4 protein-coding genes and 1 rRNA gene are annotated in these 6,425 nt (G+C 55.0%); all 5 read right to left on the reverse strand.

Features of this window, described 5'->3' with window-relative positions:
• Positions 1-159: 159 nt before the first annotated feature.
• The gene (aceK, locus tag ACOTXC_RS22510) at positions 160-1,899 is read right to left on the reverse strand and encodes a bifunctional isocitrate dehydrogenase kinase/phosphatase (protein ID WP_421767962.1); all 1,740 of its coding nucleotides are present in this window, start codon (positions 1,897-1,899) and stop codon (positions 160-162) included.
• 49 nt (positions 1,900-1,948) lie between these two features.
• Positions 1,949-3,253, reverse strand: coding sequence for an isocitrate lyase (aceA, locus tag ACOTXC_RS22515; RefSeq protein ID WP_421767963.1), 1,305 nt, complete (start codon positions 3,251-3,253; stop codon positions 1,949-1,951).
• A 31-nt stretch (positions 3,254-3,284) separates the two neighbouring features.
• A complete protein-coding gene (gene aceB / locus ACOTXC_RS22520) occupies positions 3,285-4,886 on the reverse strand; it encodes a malate synthase A (protein WP_023299079.1) in 1,602 nt (533 codons plus the stop codon).
• A 270-nt stretch (positions 4,887-5,156) separates the two neighbouring features.
• Positions 5,157-6,086 (reverse strand): homoserine O-acetyltransferase MetA, encoded by a 930-nt coding sequence (gene metA, locus ACOTXC_RS22525; RefSeq protein WP_022646716.1) that lies wholly within the window; start codon positions 6,084-6,086, stop codon positions 5,157-5,159.
• Between the two features lie 218 nt (positions 6,087-6,304).
• Positions 6,305-6,420, reverse strand: a 5S ribosomal RNA gene (gene rrf, locus ACOTXC_RS22530).
• Positions 6,421-6,425 lie beyond the last annotated feature (5 nt).

Below are 6,425 nucleotides of genomic sequence, written 5' to 3' on the forward strand. Positions count from 1 at the left end.
GCCTCGCCCCGGCCTGCAGGAAACGCCTCAGCGATTTACAGCCGGACCAGGGCATCGCTGACAGCCCTCAGTCATTTAGAAAGCAACTTTATTGCTTCTGCATAAAAAAATTACTGGGGATCCCTCAGCCCACAGGGAGAGGGAGAAAACATGATGCCCTTACCCTGCGGGAGAGGGAGAAAAGCGGATGCAAAACCGCTGCTTGCGGCGGTAAGCGTAGACATCTTCCACGTGCCCGTTTTTGATCCGCGCTTGCAGCCCGCGCCAGTAGCTGGCGCGGAACAGATCGGCATGCATCTCTTCGAATAGCGGCCCGATGCGCGGGTCGGCACAAAGCCAGTGGCGAAACTCCTCCGGAAACACATCGCCCGGCGATACGCTGTACCACGGCTCGCTGGACAGTTCATCTTCCGGGTAGCGCGGCGGCGGGATATCGCGGAAGTTCACCTCGGTCATGTAGCAAATTTCATCGTAATCGTAGAACACCACCCGCCCGTGACGGGTGACGCCGAAGTTTTTAAACAGCATGTCGCCGGGGAAAATATTGGCGGCGGCGAGCTGGCGAATCGCATTGCCGTACTCTTCAATGGCGTCTCGTAAAGCCTGACCTTCGGACTGCTCCAGCCAGATATTTAGCGGCACCATCCGGCGTTCGATATAGAGATGGCTAATCGTAATCTTATCGCCAAGATCGGTAATTTTCGTCGGCGCTTCCTGCATGAGTAGCGTCATTAGCGCCGGATCGATCTGCTGCTTATCCAGCACAAAGTTTTCAAACTCCTGGGTATCGGCCATTCGCCCGACGCGATCGTGCTCTTTTACCAGCTGATAGCAGGCACGGACGTGGGCTGCGGTCATCTCTTTCTGCGGGGCGAATTTATCCTTAATCACCTTAAACACCCGATCAAAGCCCGGCAGCGTGAAGACCAGCATCACCATGCCGCGGATACCCGGCGCTTCGATAAACTGCTCATCAGCCGTGGTGACATAACGCAGGTATTCCCGATAACTCTCCGTTTTGGCATGCTTCTGACAGCCAATCGCCATATACAGCTCGGCGGTGGTTTTGCCCGGCAGGATCTCGCGCAGCCACTCCACCAGGGCGGCAGGCAGCGGGGCGTAGACCATGAAATAGGAGCGGGCGAAGCCAAATACGATACTCGCCTCAGCGCTGGTAGTCAGGCAGGTATCGACAAACAGTTCGCCGTCGTCGGTACGGTGAATGGGCAGCAGAAACGGCACGATGGCTGTCGGCGTAACCAGTTTGCCCACCAGCCAGGCGGCCTTATTGCGGTAGAAAAGCTCGTTGGCAACCTGCAAATGGCTGCGGCTGAGCACCGCCTCGCCGAAGGTTTCACTGAGATACGCGTGGATATAGCCGATATCCCGGGGTTTATTCTCCCACGGCAGGCGCAGCGGCAAATCCGTTAAGACGCGGTGCAGGAGCTTTTCCCAACCGCGATCGGGAAAGAAATCTTTCGCCAGCGGACGCGGAATGGTACGGAAGCGTCGCTCGGGCTGGGAGCTGAAGATAAATAACCGCTCAGGAGATAATGAGCGGTGGTCAAATAACCGGCAATAGACGGAGTTAAAAAAGCTCTCCGCAATCTCGAAGCGCGGGTAGTCGGGTAACAGATGGGTGTAATGCTCTTTCACGCGCAGTAAAAATTCCGCATCCGGGCTTTTACCGTCGGTGATACAGCGCAGTTGTTCCACCACCAGACCTACGTGGTGATCATAGAGATGGATACGCTGCTTCATGGCCTGCTGAACCGCATGCCAGTCGGCGTGCTCAAAACGCTGTTGCGCGCCGGATGTGACTTCCAGAAAGCGGCCATACTGGGCATCGAAGCCCTGCAAAATAGTTTGGGCTATCAGTAATTCCAGACCACGCGACATATATTCCCCTCACCCCAACCCTCTCCCCGAGGGGGGAGAGGGGGAAAGATCAGAACTGTGCTTCTTCCGTTGAACCCGTTAATGCCGTGACGGAGGAAGTCCCGCCCTGAATAATCGTGGTCACATTATCGAAGTAGCCGGTTCCCACCTCCTGCTGGTGCGAAACGAAGGTGTAACCCTCTTTGCCCGCCGCAAATTCTGGCTGCTGTACCTTCTCAACATAGTGCTTCATGCCTTCGCCCTGTGCGTAGGCATGCGCCAGGTCGAACATGTTGAACCACATGCTGTGGATACCCGCCAGGGTGATGAACTGGTACTTGTAGCCCATATCCGACAGCTGCTGCTGGAAGCTGCCGATGGTCGTGTCGTCCAGATTTTTTTGCCAGTTGAAGGACGGCGAACAGTTATAGGCCAGCAGCTTGCCCGGATATTTCGCATGAATCGCATCGGCAAAGCGCTTCGCCAGCGCCAGATCCGGCGTGGAGGTTTCACACCAGACCAGGTCGGCGTAAGGGGCATACGCCAGGCCGCGGCTGATCGCCTGTTCAATACCGGCATGCGTGCGATAGAACCCTTCGCTGGTGCGTTCGCCGGTGATGAATTCGCTGTCGTACGGGTCGCAGTCAGAGGTGATCAGGTCCGCTGCGTCCGCATCGGTACGAGCAATGACCAGCGTCGGCACGCCGAGCACGTCAGCAGCCAGACGCGCGGCAACCAGCTTCTGGATCGCTTCCTGAGTTGGCACCAGCACTTTCCCGCCCATATGCCCACACTTCTTCACCGACGCCAGCTGATCTTCAAAGTGAACGGCCGCTGCACCGGCCTCAATCATCGATTTCATCAGCTCAAAGGCGTTCAGCACGCCGCCGAAACCGGCTTCCGCATCGGCGACGATCGGCAGGAAATAATCAGTAAAGCGCGGATCGTGGGGCTCAATGCCCGCCGCCCACTGGATCTGATCCGCACGGCGGAAGGTATTGTTGATCCGATCTACCACTGACGGCACCGAGTTCGCCGGATAAAGAGATTGATCCGGATACATGCTGGAGGCCAGGTTAGCATCCGCCGCGACCTGCCAGCCGGAAAGATAGATAGCTTCAATGCCAGCCTTCGCCTGCTGCAATGCCTGACCGCCAGTCAGTGCGCCGAGGCTGTTGATATAACCTTTTTTAGACCCCCCGTGCAGCAGATCCCACATTTTCGCCGCGCCGTTCTGCGCCAGCGTACACTCCGGGTTAACCGAGCCGCGTAACTTCACCACTTCCTCTGCGCTGTACGGACGGCGAATGCCTTCCCAGCGCGGTTGGGTCCACTCTTTTTGTAACTCTTCGATCTGTTGGGTACGGGTTTTCATGTGCAGATGCTCCATATTGTTATGTGGTGAATTACGCCAGGAAGCGGTAGCCCGGCAGGGTCAGGAAGTCGATTAAGTCATCAGAGGTGGTGATTTGCTCCATCAGGCGCGCAGCGTCATTAAAACGCCCGCTGCTGAAGCGGTGCTCGCCCAGTTCGTCCTGGATGACCCGCATCTCTTCGGCCAGCATCTGACGGAACAGGGCTTTGGTGACCGGTTTGCCGTTGCTGAGCGTTTTTTGATGATGGATCCACTGCCAGATGGAGGTACGTGAAATTTCCGCCGTGGCGGCATCTTCCATCAGGCCGTAGATCGGCACGCAGCCGTTGCCGGAGATCCATGCCTCGATGTACTGCACGGCGACGCGAATATTGGCGCGCATGCCCTCTTCCGTACGCTCGCCCGCACACGGCGCGAGCAACTGTTCTTCTGCGATTGGCGCATCGTCTTCACGGGTTACAAACAGCTGGTTTTTGTTGTCGCCGAGTACGCGGTTGAAGACCTCCATCGCCGTGTCGGCCAGACCGGGGTGGGCAATCCACGTCCCGTCGTGGCCGTTACGGGCTTCCAGCTCTTTATCGGCTTTCACCTTGTTGAGCACCTGGTTGTTACGCTCAGCATCTTTGCTCGGGATAAAGGCCGCCATACCGCCCATCGCAAAGGCGCCGCGTTTGTGGCAGGTCTTAATCAGCAGGCGCGAGTAGGCGCTGAGGAAGGGTTTATCCATGGTGACAACCTGACGATCCGGCAATACCCGGTCGGCATGGTTTTTCAGGGTTTTGATGTAGCTGAAGATGTAATCCCAGCGGCCGCAGTTCAGGCCCACAATATGGTCACGCAGCGCATGGAGGATCTCATGCATCTGGAATACGGCTGGCAGGGTTTCAATCAGCAGCGTGGCCTTAATGGTGCCGCGCGGCAGGCTGAAGCGGTCTTCTGCGTAGCTGAAGACTTCACTCCACCACGCCGCTTCCTGCCAGGACTGGGTTTTCGGCAGATAGAAATAGGGGCCGCTGCCTTTCGCCAGCAGGTTCTTATGGTTGTGGAAGAAGTACAGCGCAAAGTCGAACAGGCTGCCCGGAATGGCTTCTCCGCGCCAGGTGACGTGTTTTTCAGGCAAATGCAGACCGCGTACGCGGCAGATCAGCACCGCCGGATTCGGTTTGAGCTGGTAAATTTTACCGGCTTCGTTGGTATAGCTGATGGTGCCGTTGACGGCGTCGCGCAGGTTGATCTGCCCGTCGATAACTTTCTGCCAGTCCGGCGCGAGGGAATCTTCGAAGTCCGCCATAAATACTTTGACGTTGGCATTCATGGCGTTAATCACCATTTTGCGCTCTACCGGGCCGGTGATCTCTACGCGACGATCCTGTAAATCTTCAGGGATTCCGCGAATTTTCCATTCACCATGACGAATGGAAGCGGTTTCCGAAATAAACCCTGGCAACTTGCCGTTATCGATCTCCTGCTGTTGATGAATGCGTGCCGCCAGCAGTTTATTACGCTGTGGCGTAAAGCGAGTCACCAGTTCAGTCAGAAACTCTACCGCTTCTGCCGTCAAAACTTGCTGTTCTTGCTCACCATTCGGCTGGGTAAAGGTCAGTTCATCGACCGTTGTTGCCTGTTGAGTCATCGTTCTGCTCCTCATCAAAGATCCAAAATCACGCCCCCGATGCGAGCGAAAGATCGTTGTGTAGTTTTCGCTCAGCAGAATTAAGACTATCTATAATTTTTCCAAAATCAAAAACAATTTCCATTTTAATTCATATCCAATCACAACTATATGATTAATATGGGATTAAAGTTTTTCACGATGTTGAGTTGGTTTTCGGAAATAAAAAAGGCACCCGAAGGTGCCTGATGTGAATAGCTGAAACGCTTTAGGATCGTTTAATGCAGACGATTACTCCAGCGTCGGATTCATGTGGCGCAGATCGTACGGCGTAATCTGGTAGACGTAATAGTTGAGCCAGTTAGTGAACAGCAGATTTCCGTGACTACGCCAGGTTGCCCGAGGCGTGTTTTGCGGATCGTTTTTCGGGAAATAGTTGTACGGGACATCCGGATTCAGACCCGCTTCAACGTCACGAAAATACTCTGACGCGAGGGTATGCGGATCGTACTCAGGATGGCCGGTAACGAACGCGATGCGTTTGTCTTTACTGGCGAACAGGTAGGCATCGCCGTCTTCCGTTTCGGCCAGGATTTCCAGGTCGGTATAATCGCGGATCAGCTGTGCCGGAAAATCGGCGTAGCGAGAATGCGGAGCCAGGAAAGTGTCATCGAAACCACGCGTCAGCAGCGCATGCGGGTGAAGAATGTGGTGTTCGTATACGCCAGAAAGTTTGTCGCTGCGGGTTTGCTTGGGAATACCATACAGGATATTCAATGCGGCCTGTACCGCCCAACAGACAAATAAGGTGGACGTGACGTGATCTTTTGCCCACTCCAGCACCTGCCTGATTTGTGGCCAGTAGGCAACGTCATTAAATTCCACCAGACCCAGCGGTGCGCCGGTGACGATCAGTCCATCGAAATTCTCATCGCGAATATCTTCAAAATTACAGTAGAAGTTATTCAGATGCTCAGCAGGCGTGTTGCGTGACTCACGGGCGTCAATGCGCAGCAGCTGGATATCAACCTGAAGCGGAGAGTTGGAGAGCAAACGCAGGAACTGGTTCTCCGTTTCGATCTTTTTTGGCATCAGATTGAGAATAAGCACCTTCAGCGGGCGAATTTCCTGACCTGTCGCACGCGAAGCCGTCATGACGAAGACATTCTCTTCACGCAAGAAATTGACGGCTGGTAGCTCGTCCTGCACCCGAATCGGCATAACCTTAAATCCTCACAACATACGTATAAACGTTTAGACATCCAGACAGCTAACGATACCCAGAAACGGGCTTAATGTCGAGTCTGCAAGCGAAAGGTGAGAAAGTTTCAAGGAGGGAAAGCATGTAGGGCGGGTAAGGTGGGGCCACCACCCGACTTTTCAGAACGCACAAAGCAAAAAACCCCGCACCTTCCGGTACGGGGTTCTTTCTGTTTGATGCCTGGCAGTTCCCTACTCTCACATGGGGAGACCCCACACTACCATCGGCGCTACGGCGTTTCACTTCTGAGTTCGGCATGGGGTCAGGTGGGACCACCGCGCTAAAGCCGCCAGGCAAAT

The sequence above is a fragment of the Enterobacter cloacae complex sp. IR5428 genome (genome assembly GCF_049238585.1).
Taxonomy (GTDB): Bacteria; Pseudomonadota; Gammaproteobacteria; order Enterobacterales; family Enterobacteriaceae; genus Enterobacter; species Enterobacter intestinihominis.

Bases quoted from the DNA above. Each gene is read 5' to 3' on its own strand.
- aceB (WP_023299079.1), bottom strand. From the start codon at position 4,886: ATGACTCAACAGGCAACAACGGTCGATGAACTGACCTTTACCCAGCCG.
- metA (WP_022646716.1), bottom strand. From the start codon at position 6,086: ATGCCGATTCGGGTGCAGGACGAGCTACCAGCCGTCAATTTCTTGCGT.
- aceA (WP_421767963.1), bottom strand. From the start codon at position 3,253: ATGAAAACCCGTACCCAACAGATCGAAGAGTTACAAAAAGAGTGGACC.
- aceK (WP_421767962.1), bottom strand. From the start codon at position 1,899: ATGTCGCGTGGTCTGGAATTACTGATAGCCCAAACTATTTTGCAGGGC.